Genomic DNA, 13,968 nt, shown 5'->3' with positions numbered 1-13,968 from the left:
CTCGTTCCCAGGCCTGCGCGCCGCAACAACGAACACATTTGCACAGGACCCCCGTTTATGGCGTCAATCGACCTGGACTCGCCCGCCGTCTCCGCCGGCGGCAATGGTTCGGCACAGGCGAAGCAGCGCGTCGCGGACGGCATCGCGGGACTGAAGTCGTACGGCCTGCTGTACGGCTCGTCGCCGGTGATGCTGGATCTGTACGAGCAGATCGAACGCGTCGCCGGCACCGACGCGACCGCGCTGATCATCGGCGAATCGGGCACGGGCAAGGAATTGATCGCCCGCACGATTCACGATCAAAGCGGCCGTAAGGACGCGCCATTCGTCGCCGTGAACTGCGGCGCGATTCCCGACGAACTCATCGAAGCCGAACTATTCGGCCACGAAAAAGGCAGTTTTACTGGCGCGGTGCAAGGCCGCATCGGCTACTTCGAACATGCGAACGGCGGCACGCTGTTCCTCGACGAGATTACCGAAATGGCGCCGGTGCGCCAGGTCAAGCTTCTGCGCGCGCTCGAAACGGGCACCTTTTATCGCGTGGGCGGCAATGACCTGATCAGCGGCAACGTGCGCGTGATCGCCGCGACCAATCGCGACCCGGCGGTCGCGGTCAAAGAAAACGGTCTGCGTGAAGACCTCATGTACCGGCTCGCGGTTTTCCCGCTACGCGCGCCGCCACTGCGCGAGCGTGAGAACGATCGCGAACTGCTCGCGCAGCACTTCCTCGCGCTGCTCAATCAGCAGGAAGGCACGAGCAAAAGCTTCAGCAAAAAATCGATCGAAACGCTGCGCACCTGGTCGTGGCCAGGCAACGTGCGCGAGCTGAAGAACGCGGTGTATCGCGCCTTCATTCTCGCGGAGAAGACGGTGGAGCTGCCGCATCCGCATCTCGCGTCGCGGGTGAAAAAGCCCATGACCCAAGGCGATGCGATGAGCGTATGGATCGGCACGCCGCTCGCCGACGCGCAAAAACAGATCATTCTCGGCACGCTGAAATATTGCGGCGGCGACAAACGGCGTGCGGCCAAAGCCCTTGGCGTGAGTCTCAAGACGCTGTACAACCGCTTGAGCGCATACGGCGACGAAAGCGCGGAAGACGAGTCCGAGCAATAACTGCGTGACACGGTACTCACGCGGAGAAGCCGCGTGAGTACCGATATCGTGCATCTGACAGCGCTTGCAAAAAGCCCTTGCTTGCGCGCGTCGAATTCCGAATCCAATCCCTTCGCACCACCAATCAAAATCGATCTGCGCCAGACAGAAACCGATTTTGCTCGCACCATCTTTTGCAATTGCTTGCATTTTCCCTCTGCCAATTACAAATAGCATCCTGCAAAATGCGGCACACGCATTGCCAGGTGGGGAACGCGTGTTACTCGTTCATTCGGTGTTTATCGCGCGCGAACGAAAGGCACTTGCAGGAGCAGAGACAGGGAAATGCAAAAAAGTATGGACTGGGCCGAATGGGCAAAACAAACCGCCGGGCGTGGTCGTCCCAATGCCACGGCACTCGCTGCGCTCGTCGTGGCGATCTCATCGGCGTTGAGCGGCTGTAGCTCGCTCTACTCTGAAGGCGCCACCGCCGGCGCCGGTATCGCAGGCGCCGCGCTCGCGGCAAAAGTGACGAACAACGCGGCCGTCGCAACCGGCATCGGCCTCGGCGCGGTCGCCGCGGCGCGGGCCGGCGTGCAGTATTCGGAGCGCGTGGTTCACACGAATACGCAGGACGGTATCGCCAAAATCGCCGGGCCGCTCGACGTCGGCGCAGTGGCGCCATGGAGCGTCACCCACTCTGTGCCGATCGAAGACGACGAACACGGCCGCGTCACCGTGAGCCGCATGATCAGCACGGGCGCGCTCGACTGCAAGGAAATCGTCTTCTCCGTCGACCAGACCGCCACCAAGAATGTGCCGGCCAGCAGCGCGTTTTATGTCGCCTCGATCTGCCGCGACGGCGAGAACTGGAAATGGGCATCGGCCGAACCCGCCACCGAACGTTGGGGCGCGCTGCAATGACGGCGCGTTCGCATACGGCTGGACTCAAGGCGCGCCGCGTGCGCCTCGCTGCATGGTCCGGCAACCGGCTGCGGCTCGTGCTGGCCGGCGCGCTGTGCGTCGGCGCGAGTGTCATGACGAGCGGCTGCTCGTCGGTGGGCGCGGCAAGCGGCGCGGCGGCCGGTGTCGCGTCGGGTCTCGTGACGTCCAATCCGGCGATCGGCATCGGTGTCGGTATTGCCGTACAGGCGGCGACTGACGAGGCCGTGGGCCACTATATGCGCACCATGCACACCGATCAGCAGAACATGATCGCCGCGTTGGCGGGCGCCATGCCGGTCGGCGAGACGCGCCCGTGGGCCGTCAAGCACACGCTGCCGATCGAGAACGGCCACGGCCAAGTTCGCGTGACGCGCGCATTCGGTTCGGCCCTCGCGCTCTGCAAGGAATTCGTGTTCTCGGTGCAGGACGGCGACGGCCCGAGCGCGCATGAGGACTGGTACACGGCGAGCGCGTGTCAACAGGACAAGGGCTGGAAGTGGGCGTCCGCTGAACCGGCCGTTCCGCGCTGGGGCAATCTGCAATAAGCGCGCGGCAATAAAAAAACGGCGTGGTCTCCCCTGCCGTTCCTGTTTCGCTTCAGCGCGAGGCGCGACGTTCAAACCGATCAGCTCGAACGCGCTACTCAAGCGCGCTCAAGACTCCACGTCTTCCAGACTGAAGATTTCGGTCTGGTCGTTATACGAGAAGATCTCGCCATAACGGCCCCAGTTGATGACCGCGTCGAGCGTCTCTTCCGCGGCGCTGTCCGACAGAAAATCCTCCAGCTCCTGCTCGAAGCGCACACGCGGCGCGCGATGCCCCGGCCGTTCGTTGAGCACCTTCTTGATTCGCGCGGCGAGCGGCACATGCCGCAGCAGATGCTCGGCGAACATCATCTTGCGTTCCTGCGTGCCGAACTCGGCGAACACGCGCGCCGGCGGCGTCAGGAAAATATCGCCTTCGCGCACGTCGGCGAAACCGAGATGCTGCAGCACTTCGGCGACCGGGAACAGATCGTCCACCTCCAGATGCAGCGAACGGGCGATTTCCGGCATGTCGGCGCGGCCGTGGTACGGCGCCGCGGCCAATGTTTCGATCAGACCGGCCATCAGGTTGGTCGACACATGCGGCAGCCAGCTGTGCAGTTCGAGGCCCTTCTTGGTCTTTTCGTCGGTCTGACGCGCGGTCATCTTCGCGTAGATCTCGTCCACCAGCCGGCGGAACGCCGGGTCGAGACGATTACGCGGATGCTTGAACGGCACCTTGATCTCGGCGATTACCCGGCCCGGATTCGACGACAGCACCAGGATCCGGTCGCACATGAACACCGCTTCCTCGATGTTGTGCGTGACGATCAACACCGCCTTGATCGGCATGCGGCCTTGCGTCCACAGGTCGAGCAGGTCGGTACGCAGCGTTTCGGCGGTCAGCACGTCGAGCGCGGAGAACGGTTCGTCCATCAGCAGCAGCGTGGGGTCGACCACCAGCGCGCGCGCAAAGCCGACGCGCTGGCGCATGCCGCCCGACAGTTCGCGCGGGTAAGCGTTTTCGAAACCGTCCAGACCGATCAGGTCGATCGCGGCGAGCGCGCGCGTGCGCCGCTCGCTCGCGCCGACGCCTTGCGCTTCGAGGCCCGCTTCCACGTTTTGCAGCACGGTCAGCCACGGGAACAGCGCGAAGGTCTGAAACACCATCGCGACGCCCTTTGCGGGACCGTTGAGCGGCTTGCCCATATACGTGACTTCGCCGTCGGTCGGCTCGATCAGACCGGCGATGATGCGCAACAGCGTCGACTTGCCCGAGCCCGAACGGCCCAGCAAGCCGACGATCTCACCTTCGCGCAGCGACAGGTTCGCGTCGTCGAGGACGAGCAGTTCGCCCTGCGACTTGTTGAAACCGCGGCACACGTCCTTGACGCGCAGGATCTCTTCGCCGAGGCGCGGCGGCTTCGGCGGCGTCTGGATCGGCGCGGCGGTCATAGCAGCTTTAGGATTTTGCATCGCGTTTTGCCTTCAAATTTCAATCAAGCCGGAGCTTGGCTTCGGCGTAGGCGTACATCGGACGCCACAGCAGGCGGTTGAACAGTGTCACGAACAGGGACATCACGGCGATGCCCACGATGATCTTCGGATAGTCGCCCGCGGCGGTGGACTGCGCGATGTAAGCGCCCAAGCCGTGCGCGGCCACTTTGGTGTCGCCCCACTGCACGAATTCCGCGACGATGCTCGCGTTCCACGCGCCGCCCGACGCGGTGATCGCGCCCGTGACGTAATACGGAAAAATGCCCGGCAGAATCGCCTGACGCCACCACTGCCAGCCGCGGATATGAAAGTTCTTGGCCGCCTCGCGATAGTCGTTCGGATACGAGGTCGCGCCGGCAATCACGTTGAACAGGATATACCACTGGGTGCCGAGCACGATCAGCGGCGACAGCCAGATGTCCGGGTTCAGGTGGAAGCGCACGATCGCGATCACGAACACCGGGAACAGCAGATTGGCCGGGAACGCGGCGAGAAACTGCGCGAGCGGCTGGATCTTTTCGGCGAGCGCCGGGCGCAAGCCGATCAGCACGCCAACCGGCACCCACACCACCGAGGCCAGCGCGATCAGCACCACCACGCGCAAGAGCGTAATGAGTCCGAGCACGAACACGTGCCAGACTTCATCCAGCGAGACACCGGTGCGCACATACATGAAGACGCGGTACACCACGTAGACGGTGGTGAGCAGCACCAGCGCCGCCCATACGATATCGCCGACGCGCGAGCTCTTCTGCATCTGCGGGATCTGGAAGCGCGGCCCCTGGATGGCCGGCAGCCGCAGCGGCACGCGCGCGGCTCGCGCGAACATCCAGCCGAGCGGCACCAGCAGCCGGTGGATCAGGCGGGTGCGGCGAATCAGATCGAGAAGCCACGATTCCGGCGCGTCGCCCGAACTGGTGTTTTCCATGCGGAACTTGTCGGCCCACGCGACGAGCGGCCGGAACAGGAACTGGTCGTACGCGAGAATCACGACCGTCATGGCGAGGATCACCCAGCCGATCGCATGCAGGTTCTTGTCCGAGATCGCCTGCGCCAGATACGCGCCGATGCCCGGCAGCGTGATCGTGCGGTTGCCGACCGTGATCGCTTCTGAGGCCACCACGAAGAACCAGCCACCCGACATCGACATCATCATGTTCCAGATGAGGCCCGGCATCGAAAACGGCACTTCCAGTTTCCAGAAGCGCTGCCATGAAGTGAGGTGGAAGCCGCGCGAGACTTCGTCCAGATCGCGTGGCACCGTGCGCAGCGACTGATAGAAGCTGAACGTCATGTTCCACGCCTGGCTCGTGAAGATCGCGAAGATCGCCGCCAGCTCGGCGCCGAGCACCCGGCCGGGAAACAGCGCGAGGAAGAAGGTGACCGTAAACGATATGTAGCCGAGCACGGGCACCGACTGAAGGATGTCCAGAATCGGCACCAGCACGAGCCCGGCGCGGCGGCTCTTGGCCGCCAGCGTGCCGTACACCAGCGTGAAGATCAGCGAGGCGACCATGGCCGCCAGCATGCGCAGCGTAGTGCGCATGGCGTACTCAGGCAGATTCGCCGGATCGAGCGAGATGGTTTGAGTCTTGAGCGTCGACATGGGCGCCAAGGTCTCGTGAAAACCGATCGCCGCCATGGCGATCACGCAGATGATCAGCGGGAAGGCGACGAAGTCCCAGCGATTGGGCAGCACCCGCCATGCCGACGCATTGGCGGTGCGCTTGAGGTTGAAGCTGAAATCCATCAGATGCCCTCCCCGTCGAGCCAGCAGTTCGCAAACAACAAGGAGGCCGCGGCTTCGGCGCGGCGGTCTGAAGATCGGTCCGGAAAGCGGAAATCAGGCATGGCAAAACGCGTGTGCGCGGTAAATCGTTAGCGTTGGAGACACGTGGACCGGTGAAGGATGTGTCCGTGGACGAGCCGCCCAGGACCGCAACCCTCAAACCCGACTCCTGTCGCCGCGGGCGCCGCCCGTAGGCTGGCGAGCTTTCCTTGTTTTGGACGGCACGACACTACACCATCCTATGTTTCAGGCACAACCTTTCGCGGTAAATCGCGATAAATAACGGGGGACGTGCCGCTATCGTCCTTGAGGGCCGCGCGCGCACGTCAAGCGGCAGGCCGTTCGTCGTCGCGCGCAGGCCACATCTTCAGCCGGGGCGGCGGCGACCCGGATCGCATCGGCGGCCCCCGGAAAACCCGTACTGCCATTAAGAAACCGGCCGGGCCGCCGTTAAGAACCTGATGGGCGCGGTGCGGGTAGTTCGCTTTCCCGCAATAACAATGGCGTCTGGCCCCATGACGGTTAAAATCAGAAGACGACGCCTGCCGTCGATTTATCCCGGGCCACAGCGGCGGCGTTTTGCCGAGCGCTTGCGCAGGGGCGAAACAGCGCCGGCGCGCTGCCACGAATGAGCTAGTTGCATGTCACAGCCAGACGGATCAGAGAGTCGATGAACAGGACAACCTTGCGCCAGGCAACCGGGCCGGTCAGCTTCATGCTGATCGTACTGGTTTGCTGGTTCGTGGCCGGCATGGTCGCGGACCGGATGGTACAGCAAGAGCTGGACGCGGCCCTGCGTGCGCAGCGGCAAATGTCCACGTCGATCGTCGACAACATGGCGGAGGTGATCGCCAGCGACCTCGCGATGTCTCGGGCCATCCCCGCGACCATGGCCGAAATGGACGTGGTCCAGCGCGCTCTGGTGCAATCCCAGAATTATGCCGTGAACGACCAAACGACGGAACCCGCCCTGCGCGCCGCGTTGCTGAAAGACGCGAAGATGACCGCCGTGAGCAACTTCCTGCACGACGCACAAGGTTTCTCCGGGCTCGACCAGATCTGGCTCGTCAATTCAAACGGCATCTGCGTCGCCTCCAGCAACTCGATCAACAACCCGTTCGCGGCCGAGCGCTCGTTCGTCGGCACCGACATGCGCGTGCGCGGCTACCTGACCAACGCTCTGCTCGGCGCTTTCTCCGAAGCCTATGGCGTGGGACGCTCGAGCGGCGAGCCCGGCATTTTCATCGCCGCGCCGGCTTATGCGGACGGTCTGCTGGTCGGCGTGGTCGTCGCCAAGGTCGGGATCGCGCGGCTGCGCCACTGGGTCGCGCATGCCGGCACCTTCGTCACCGACGACAATGGCGTCATCATCATGGCGCACAACAGCGCGCTCGAAGGCCGCGCGTTGCCGAACTCACGCGTCGCGCAGATGAGTCCCGCCGAGCGCAAGACCATCTATCTGCGCGACAGCTTCCCCGACATCCAGATCAGAGTGGACGCCCAGGTGCGCGAACAGGCGCCGTGGGTGCCGTCCGCCGTGGCCGGACAACTGTTCGGCATGTCCGAGCGCCCCGTGCCGTCGCTCTATCAGGCGCGCGGCGGCCTGAACTCCGGGCTGTCGGCGCATCTGGTCGATCCGCTCGCGGCCTGGCCGGAACTGCTGCGCAATCACAAGCGCGATCATTTGCTGGTGTTCCTCACGCTGGCCGGCACGGTCGCTCTGGCGTGGGTCATCACGGTGTCGTACGTGCGCGAGCGGCGCCACCATCGCGCGACCCGCGATCTTGCCGAACAATTGCAATCCGCCAACACGCTGCTTTCGGCCGAGGCCCGTCACGACGTGCTGACCGGCGCGCTGTCGCGGCGCTACTTCCTCGACTTGCTGCGTCATGAGATCGAACGCGCGCACGTGAGCAACGAGCCGTTGTGCATGGCGATCGCCGACCTCGACCACTTCAAGCAGATCAACGACCGCTTCGGCCACGCAGCCGGCGACCGTGCGCTGGAGCATTTCGTCGACACCTGCCGCGCCGAGTTGCGCGGCGCCGATGCGATCGGCCGGCTGGGCGGCGAAGAGTTCGGCCTGCTGTTGCCCGCCACGGATCTGGCCGGCGGCCGCGAAGTCGTCGAGCGCCTGCGGCTGCGCCTGAAAGCAATGCCTTCGCCGAAGTTGCCCGCTTCCGTGGGCTTGAGCGTGAGCATCGGCATCACCGAACTCTCGCCCGACGATCTGCCCGAGCGCATCATGAGCCGCGCCGACACGGCCCTCTACGCGGCGAAATCGGGCGGCCGCGACCGCACCGAAGCCTTGCCGCCCGACGACACCGCGCCGCCCGCCCGCACCGTGGCCAACGTCTGGTAACGCGCTCGCCGGTGGCCGCCGGCGCCTCGGCCACTACGCAAGAAACTGACGCAACGCAAGATCCGCCTTCGGGCGTCTCGTAGTGAAGCAGGTATGATCGACCTTGATATCGAGGTTGCCGCTACCGCTCTTACGGAGATTCGCATGAAGGGAAATCTGGTCATCGTCTGTCGCGATCAGGATGCTGACGCGTTCGACCATCTGCTGGCCGAATACGGTGCGTTCCAGACGCGCCTGTCGTCCACCGCGTGGTATCTGAAGCTGGACGTGGCGCCGGAACTGATTCAGGAGGAGATCCTGGCGCGGCTCGGCAAGTACACCACGCATTACATTTTCGAAGCCGAAACGGTGACGTGGAATACCGTGGATAGCGACGCGGCGAATGCGCTGAATACGTTGTTTTCAGATTAGCGCGCCACCGTCTGTCCGCGCCTGCGAACCTTGCGTTCGGATCGCGGCGCGCGGTGCGGGCGGCTCAAGTTCGAGCCGCGCCGCCAATCGCCAGGCACCAGGCGCAAGTCGCCATTCACGACCAGGCATTCTCCGAGGTTGCCGCGACCCGCGGCAACACTTCGAACGGAAAGCTCATCAAGACTCGCAAACCACGGCCGCCGTGGTTGCCGATCTCCCATTCCCCGCCCGCACGCCGCACCAGCCGCTCGACAATGGCGAGCCCCAGGCCGCTATGGCCGTTGCCGCCGCGCGCCGGATCGAGCCGCACGAAGGGCCGGCTGGCATTGATCAGATCCTGCGCCGCGATGCCGTCGCCGTTGTCGCTCACTGACAAGGTGAAGCCTTGCGCAGTACGCGCCGTGGCCACGACGATCGGCGGGGCGCCGTACGCGTGCGCATTGTCGAGCAGGTTCGACAGAATCCGGTCGAGCGTGGCGGCAGGCAACAGGAACGCCGGCCCCGCGTTGAGTTCGGTCTGCACGGTGGGCGCGCCGGACGCCACCGCCCGATAACTGCGCACTACGCGCTCGCACTGCGCATCCACTTCGACGGGCTCGCTGCGATCGGCGCCGTCGTGCGCAAACACCAGAAACTGGTCGACGATATGCGTCATGGAATCGACGTCGCGCACCACGCCGTCGCGCACCTTTACTTCGTCCATCATCTCGGCGCGCAGCCGCAAACGCGCCAGCGGCGTTTTCAGATCGTGCGCGACACCTGCGAGCATGACAGCGCGGTCGTTCTCCGTGCGCGCCACTTCCTGGACCATCTGATTGAAACCGTGGGTCAGTTGACGCAACTCGCGCGGGCCGCGCTCCGGCACCGGCGGCACCGGCAGGCCGCGGCCGAAGCGCGCCACCGCCTGGGCGAGCGAGCGCAAAGGCTGCTGCAGCGCCCACGCGGCGAAGAGCGCCGCCATGACCGCGAACGAGAAAATGATGGCAAGCCACAACACCGTGCGATCGAGCGAGCGCGGCGTGCGCAACGGCTGCACCGGCACCACGATCCAGCTGCGATCGGAGATGGCACGCACCCACAGCGTGGGCGGACGGCCCGGCACACCGACGCGCACCTGCGTGCCGGACGGCATGCGGTCGCGCACGTCTTCGAGGAAACGTTCGAGCGGCGGCGGCATGTCCGCGCTCTCCGGCGGCACTTCCGGGCTCGCCGGATCGACCAGCTTCACGCGTGACGGCAACGGCTGATCCGGTGTTCGGGCGACGTGCTGACGCACCGCGTCGACGAGGAAGGTGGCTTCCTCGACCGCGTAGCGTGTTTGCAGTTGACTGCGCTCGAGGCGCATGAGCGAGTACCACGCGAAATGCGACAGCAGCAGGACCGCGACGACTAGCAGCGCCAGCCGTCCGAACAGCGAATCAATGGGACGGCGCATGCTGTTCGCCGTCGGGCACGAACACGTAGCCGCGGCCGCGCACCGTTTGAATGAAGCGCGGCGTGGACGGGTCGGTTTCGAGAATGCGGCGCAGACGCCAGACCTGCACGTCGATGCCGCGGTCGGTGCCGTCGTATTCCGGACCGTGCAGCAGTTCGAGCAGGCGCTCGCGCGTGAGGGTGCGCATGGGGTGATTGACGAAAATCTTCAGCAGCGCGAATTCGCTGCCCGACAACGTGAGCGGCTTGTCTTCCAGATGCAGCGTGCGCGACTGGAAATCCAGCGTGAAGCGGCCGAAGTTGAACGGCTCGCGCTGTTCCGGCGCCGCCGCCGACGGCAGCGTGCGGCGGCGGCGCAGCACCGCCTGCACGCGCGCCAGCAACTCGCGCGGATTGAACGGCTTGCCGAGGTAGTCGTCCGCGCCGAGCTCCAGACCGACGATGCGATCCACGTCGTCCGCGCGCGCCGTGAGCATGATCACGGGGATGTCGTCGCCCGATGCGCGCAGCTTGCGCAGCGCGGTGAGCCCGTCGACGCCCGGCATCATCAGGTCGAGCACGATCAGATCGGGACGCTCGCGTTCGAGCCTGCGCTCGAGCGAGCCCGCGTCGTGCAGCACCGATACTTCGATGCCCTGACGGGCCAGATAGTCGCGCAGCAGATCGCGCAATTCGACGTCGTCGTCGACAACAAGTATTTGAGTAGCCATGGGATGAAGTTTAACGCGCAGCAGGAAGGGTTTTCGATTTCAGACGGGCCTCAAGGGTTACCGGGTGTTACGGTGAAAGGCATGCGTAATGTGCCGTAACGTCCGCGTCCAGCCACGTAACACAGCCAATCGCGCAGTTCTCTACGCTGTGTCTTACCGAATGCAGGCCGTTCACTTTAACCGGTTGCATCGTCGGCTATTCCATTACAGGGAGTCTCACATGTCCACCAAAAAGATGTCGCGCGTTCTCGCCGTTGCCGCCACCGCTCTCGCCATCGGCGCGGGCGCTGCTTATGCCGCACAACCCGCTGACCATGGCGGGCCCGGCGGCCCCGGCGGTCCCGGCGGCTGGCACGGCCACTTCATGAAGGAACTGACTCAACTGCACGACCAGTTGAAGCTGAACGCGGATCAGGAAAAGCAGTGGCAAGCCGCGCTGGACACCATGAAGCAGAACCACGAGGCCATGCGCGCCAACCATGACCAGATCAAGGACCAGTTCAAGGCCGCGCAGCAGCAGCCGATTCTGGACCTGAACGCCATGGCCGCCGCGCACCAGCAGGTCGAGCAGAAAGACGCGCAGTTGCGTCAGCAAACCACGGACGCGTGGCTCAAGTTCTATAACGGCCTGAACGACCAGCAGAAGACCACCGTCAGCACGGCACTCAAACAGCGCTTTGCGAAGATGGAGTCGCGTCATGAAAAGATGCACGAGCGCTGGGAGCATCGCAAGGGGCCGGCATCGGCGCCTGCGGCCAATCAGTAAGTAGACAGTTCACGGCAGGCAAGCGGCTGGCGCGGCCGCCTGCTCTGCCAGATGCAAAAACGCCACGGAGGTTTGCCTTCCGTGGCGTTTCTTTTGTTACACAGCGGGCTCGCAGCGCGCGCGTCGATCGTCCTTTATGCGAAGACGGCCGCACTAACCGGCAGCTTGCGACTTAGCCGTTCAGCGGCCCAAGATCAAACAGCAGCACTTCGGCGTCATCGCCCTTCTCCAGTGTCACCGTATCGGTTTCGCTGAGCTTGGCGGCGTCGCCCGCGCGCAGCGCTTCGCCGTTCACCGTCACCGCGCCCCGCGCTACATGCACATACGCGAGCCGGCCTTTGGGCAGCGCGAACGTGGCCGTTTCCGCGCCATCGAGCAGCGCCGCGTAAATCGACGCGTCCGCGTGAATCGTCACCGAGCCGTCGCGGCCGTCGGGCGAAGCGACCACGCGCAGACGGCCGCGCTTGTCGGCGGCGTCGAAGCGCTTTTCCTCGTAGCCCGGCTGGTCGCCCGCGCGTTGCGGAATCACCCAGATCTGCAACAGGTGCGCCGGTTCGTCCTGCGACGCGTTGAACTCGCTGTGCTGCACGCCCGTGCCGGCGCTCATGCGCTGCACGTCGCCGGGACGGATGGTCGAGCCGTTGCCCATGCTGTCGCGGTGGGCCAGCGCCCCTTCGAGCACATACGTGACGATCTCCATGTCGCGATGGCCGTGCGTGCCGAAACCCTGTCCGCCGGCGATGCGGTCTTCGTTGATGACCCGCAGCGGGCCGAAGTGGACGTGCTGGGGATCGCGATAGTCGGCAAACGAGAAGCTGTGATACGAGTCGAGCCAGCCGTGGTTGGCGTGACCGCGTTCTTCGGAGCGGCGAATCTCGAACATGGAGGAACTCCCGGTGAGTAAATGGCGATGTCGAGAATGTATGGGCAGAGCCTGCGCTAAACAATCGGCGTGAGTGCACCGGATCGTTTCATCAATGAGTGCAATCGGCAGTTGGCGCGCTGTTGCGCTGTTGCGCTGTTAGCGTCGCGCTCGCACAACGTCCGCACCCGCCAGTTCACTGCCGCAGGCGCCCCGCACTGGCGCCCCGTCCCTGTTCGGGTAAAATACCGCGCTTTTCGAGATTGCGTGGGCGCCGAAGGCACGTCAGCGGGCCCGCCACGGCGGACCGTGATGGATGAGCGGCGGGTTCCAGACCCGCGCCAGACTCCATCGCGGCATCAAATGGACGCGGCCCACCGCGAAGCAGGATCAGCGGGCGGCGCGACAATTTTGACCGCCTAGAATAGCGACGGCCGGCCACGAACCGGCGGTCGTCGAGATCGGAGCACCACGACGATCAGTTTGACCCAGGAGAAACATGAAGAAGCTCGCACTGTGCGTGGCCTTGGCGGTCATGGCCACCGGCGCGATGGCCAAAGAGTGGAAGACCGTGCGAATCGGGGTGGACGCCAGCTATCCGCCGTTCGAATCCATGGCCCCCAACGGCCAGGTGGTCGGCTTCGACGCCGACCTGACCCGCGCCCTGTGCGCGAAGATGAACGTGAAATGCGTGTGGGTCGAACAGGATCTCGACGGCATCATTCCCGCGTTGAAGGGCAGGAAGTTCGACGCGATCGTGTCGTCGCTGACCATCACGGACAAGCGCCGCGAGCAGATCGACTTCTCCGACAAGCTGTTCGACGCCCCCGCCCGCATGATCGCCCGGACCGGTTCACCGCTGCTGCCCACGGCGGCCTCGCTGAAGGGCAAGCGCGTCGGCGTCGAGCAGGGTTCGACGCAGGAAGCCTATGCCAAGGCATGGTGGGAGCCCAAAGGCGTGACCGTGGTGCCGTACCAGAATCAGGATCAGGTGTACGCCGACCTCGCCTCGGGGCGTCTCGACGCCGCATTGCAGGACGAAGTGCAGGCCGACGCCGGCTTTCTGAAGACGCCGCGCGGCAAAGGCTTCGGCTGGGCCGGCCCCGAAGTGAAGGATCCGAAGACGATCGGCGAAGGCACGGCCATCGGCCTGCGCAAGGACGACGCCGAGCTGAAGGCGATGTTCAACCAGGCGCTGGCGCAGGTTCATCAGGACGGCACGTTCAGGAAGCTCGAGAAGCAGTACTTCGACTTCGACATCTATCCTGGGCATTGAGTCCGGACCGGTGCCCGGACACTGAGCCCGGACACCGGAAGCAGCACCCACGAAACTCGGGGCACGCCCGCATGGGCTTTCACGAGGCTTCGTAATACAGTCGGCAGTAGATTCACCCGTAGCTTCACCCCAAGAGTCGAAAAGCGCGCTGCAAGACCGGCAACGGCCATGCAGTCATGATTTGCACAGCGGTGCGCTGTGCGCCGCAGGTCACAGCGAGCCACCAGCTCGCGACAAACGCGGCGCAGAGTTGGCCGCGTCTTTCGCGGTGTGTCGCAAACACATCGTCAAGGACCC

Annotated in this window: 13 protein-coding genes; 8 read left to right on the top strand and 5 right to left on the bottom strand. The window is 64.5% G+C overall.

The window, feature by feature from the left end; all coding sequences use genetic code 11:
• The first annotated feature begins 57 nt into the window (after positions 1-57).
• The 4 genes from P0D70_RS22475 to P0D70_RS22460 all read left to right on the top strand — a co-directional run bounded on the left by P0D70_RS22475 (position 58) and on the right by P0D70_RS22460 (position 2,585).
• Positions 58-1,116, top strand: a complete 1,059-nt coding sequence (locus P0D70_RS22475) for a sigma-54 interaction domain-containing protein (RefSeq protein ID WP_091796218.1) — start codon at positions 58-60, stop codon at positions 1,114-1,116.
• A 33-nt stretch (positions 1,117-1,149) separates the two neighbouring features.
• Positions 1,150-1,329: a hypothetical protein gene (locus tag P0D70_RS22470; RefSeq protein WP_408186088.1), complete on the top strand. Its 180-nt coding sequence runs from the start codon at positions 1,150-1,152 to the stop codon at positions 1,327-1,329.
• 111 nt (positions 1,330-1,440) lie between these two features.
• A complete protein-coding gene (locus P0D70_RS22465) occupies positions 1,441-2,019 on the top strand; it encodes a hypothetical protein (RefSeq protein WP_408186087.1) in 579 nt (192 codons plus the stop codon).
• Complete coding sequence (locus P0D70_RS22460) at positions 2,016-2,585, top strand: hypothetical protein (protein WP_408186086.1); 570 nt, start codon at positions 2,016-2,018, stop codon at positions 2,583-2,585. The genes P0D70_RS22465 and P0D70_RS22460 overlap by 4 nt, the downstream gene beginning before the upstream one ends.
• A 108-nt stretch (positions 2,586-2,693) precedes the next feature.
• Here P0D70_RS22460 and P0D70_RS22455 read toward each other — a convergent pair whose 3' ends face one another.
• Positions 2,694-4,040: an ABC transporter ATP-binding protein gene (locus tag P0D70_RS22455; RefSeq protein WP_091796224.1), complete on the bottom strand. Its 1,347-nt coding sequence runs from the start codon at positions 4,038-4,040 to the stop codon at positions 2,694-2,696.
• Between the two features lie 19 nt (positions 4,041-4,059).
• On the bottom strand, positions 4,060-5,811 hold the full coding sequence (locus P0D70_RS22450; protein WP_091796226.1) for an ABC transporter permease: 1,752 nt from the start codon (positions 5,809-5,811) through the stop codon (positions 4,060-4,062).
• Between the two features lie 709 nt (positions 5,812-6,520).
• On the opposite strand from P0D70_RS22450, the gene P0D70_RS22445 reads away from it, so the two are divergent.
• Positions 6,521-8,212: a sensor domain-containing diguanylate cyclase gene (locus P0D70_RS22445; protein WP_091796228.1), complete on the top strand. Its 1,692-nt coding sequence runs from the start codon at positions 6,521-6,523 to the stop codon at positions 8,210-8,212.
• A 144-nt stretch (positions 8,213-8,356) separates the two neighbouring features.
• A complete protein-coding gene (locus tag P0D70_RS22440; RefSeq protein WP_007175813.1) occupies positions 8,357-8,623 on the top strand; it encodes a double-stranded DNA-specific endonuclease in 267 nt (88 codons plus the stop codon).
• 115 nt (positions 8,624-8,738) lie between these two features.
• Here the strand turns inward: P0D70_RS22440 and P0D70_RS22435 are convergent, their stop codons facing one another.
• Entirely contained in the window at positions 8,739-10,058 is a 1,320-nt protein-coding gene (locus P0D70_RS22435) for an ATP-binding protein (protein ID WP_408186085.1), read from the bottom strand.
• A complete protein-coding gene (locus P0D70_RS22430) occupies positions 10,042-10,767 on the bottom strand; it encodes a response regulator (RefSeq protein ID WP_091796232.1) in 726 nt (241 codons plus the stop codon). The genes P0D70_RS22435 and P0D70_RS22430 overlap by 17 nt, the downstream gene beginning before the upstream one ends.
• 220 nt (positions 10,768-10,987) lie before the next feature.
• Here P0D70_RS22430 and P0D70_RS22425 point away from each other — a divergent pair, with 220 nt between their 5' ends.
• The gene (locus tag P0D70_RS22425; protein WP_408186084.1) at positions 10,988-11,533 is read left to right on the top strand and encodes a Spy/CpxP family protein refolding chaperone; all 546 of its coding nucleotides are present in this window, start codon (positions 10,988-10,990) and stop codon (positions 11,531-11,533) included.
• Between the two features lie 172 nt (positions 11,534-11,705).
• Here P0D70_RS22425 and P0D70_RS22420 read toward each other — a convergent pair whose 3' ends face one another.
• The gene (locus P0D70_RS22420) at positions 11,706-12,416 is read right to left on the bottom strand and encodes a pirin family protein (protein WP_408186083.1); all 711 of its coding nucleotides are present in this window, start codon (positions 12,414-12,416) and stop codon (positions 11,706-11,708) included.
• Positions 12,417-12,894: 478 nt separating this feature from the next.
• Between P0D70_RS22420 and P0D70_RS22415 the strand changes: the two genes are divergently transcribed.
• The gene (locus P0D70_RS22415) at positions 12,895-13,671 is read left to right on the top strand and encodes an ABC transporter substrate-binding protein (protein ID WP_408186082.1); all 777 of its coding nucleotides are present in this window, start codon (positions 12,895-12,897) and stop codon (positions 13,669-13,671) included.
• Positions 13,672-13,968 lie beyond the last annotated feature (297 nt).

This window comes from Paraburkholderia sp. RL17-381-BIF-C (assembly GCF_046026435.1).
In the GTDB taxonomy this organism is placed as follows: domain Bacteria; phylum Pseudomonadota; class Gammaproteobacteria; order Burkholderiales; family Burkholderiaceae; genus Paraburkholderia.
This window is presented reverse-complemented; position numbering and strand designations above follow the sequence as displayed.

Coding starts and splice junctions, on each gene's coding strand:
- P0D70_RS22425 (WP_408186084.1), top strand. CDS start 10,988: ATGTCCACCAAAAAGATGTCGCGCGTTCTCGCCGTTGCCGCCACCGCT.
- P0D70_RS22435 (WP_408186085.1), bottom strand. CDS start 10,058: ATGCGCCGTCCCATTGATTCGCTGTTCGGACGGCTGGCGCTGCTAGTC.
- P0D70_RS22475 (WP_091796218.1), top strand. CDS start 58: ATGGCGTCAATCGACCTGGACTCGCCCGCCGTCTCCGCCGGCGGCAAT.
- P0D70_RS22465 (WP_408186087.1), top strand. CDS start 1,441: ATGCAAAAAAGTATGGACTGGGCCGAATGGGCAAAACAAACCGCCGGG.
- P0D70_RS22420 (WP_408186083.1), bottom strand. CDS start 12,416: ATGTTCGAGATTCGCCGCTCCGAAGAACGCGGTCACGCCAACCACGGC.
- P0D70_RS22415 (WP_408186082.1), top strand. CDS start 12,895: ATGAAGAAGCTCGCACTGTGCGTGGCCTTGGCGGTCATGGCCACCGGC.
- P0D70_RS22450 (WP_091796226.1), bottom strand. CDS start 5,811: ATGGATTTCAGCTTCAACCTCAAGCGCACCGCCAATGCGTCGGCATGG.
- P0D70_RS22440 (WP_007175813.1), top strand. CDS start 8,357: ATGAAGGGAAATCTGGTCATCGTCTGTCGCGATCAGGATGCTGACGCG.
- P0D70_RS22455 (WP_091796224.1), bottom strand. CDS start 4,040: ATGCAAAATCCTAAAGCTGCTATGACCGCCGCGCCGATCCAGACGCCG.
- P0D70_RS22430 (WP_091796232.1), bottom strand. CDS start 10,767: ATGGCTACTCAAATACTTGTTGTCGACGACGACGTCGAATTGCGCGAT.
- P0D70_RS22460 (WP_408186086.1), top strand. CDS start 2,016: ATGACGGCGCGTTCGCATACGGCTGGACTCAAGGCGCGCCGCGTGCGC.
- P0D70_RS22445 (WP_091796228.1), top strand. CDS start 6,521: ATGAACAGGACAACCTTGCGCCAGGCAACCGGGCCGGTCAGCTTCATG.